Source organism: Paenibacillus sp. OT2-17 (assembly GCF_009827695.1).
Classification (GTDB): domain Bacteria; phylum Bacillota; class Bacilli; order Paenibacillales; family Paenibacillaceae; genus Paenibacillus; species Paenibacillus polymyxa_B.
The window spans coordinates 1-544 of record NZ_WUDQ01001046.1 but is presented as its reverse complement, the minus strand read 5'-3'; the positions used below and the strand labels follow the sequence as shown (position 1 = coordinate 544).

Annotated in this window: 1 protein-coding gene; it reads right to left on the bottom strand. The window is 48.5% G+C overall.

Going from position 1 to position 544, the window contains the following annotated elements; all coding sequences use genetic code 11:
• Nucleotides 1-72: 72 nt before the first annotated feature.
• Nucleotides 73-544 (bottom strand): Gfo/Idh/MocA family protein (locus tag GRP75_RS28960; protein ID WP_160791110.1); only part of this gene is annotated, 472 nt, incomplete at its 5' end.

The window sequence follows — 544 nt, the reverse complement described above, 5'->3', positions numbered from 1 at the left end:
GTTCATCTAAAAAAGCAGCTTGTCCTTTGGACAGGCTGCTTTTTATGTCTTTACGGGAATACAGTGATCCCGTTATCCAATTTCTATCCGTTTCCGACTGCGAGCTGACTCAATACAAGCATCGATTACCTTCATATTGCTCACCGCATCTTCTGGCTCATACGGCAACGGGACACCGTCAAGCACCGCTTTAGCAAAAGCATCCGCTTGCAGTTCAAAGGAATTAAAACCTTTCAGACGTTCCTCACGCGTGACCGAACCGACGTGGACGAAAATTTGCGGTACAACAGACGTTCTTTCCCAACCGAACATTTTGGGCATCGCAATCGTACCCTTGCTACCGAGAATTTCCATGTTGGAACGATTAGCTGCCCACATGCCACAATCGAAAGTAAGGTTGACTCCACCCGGAAATTCCAGCAAACCGGAAGCCATCATATCGACGTTGTCATGCTCCGGGGAAAATAAGGCATGTACCGTCACTGCCTCCGGTTCCCGATCCAAATACATACGAGCGGCTGATATCGGATAGACGCCCACATCA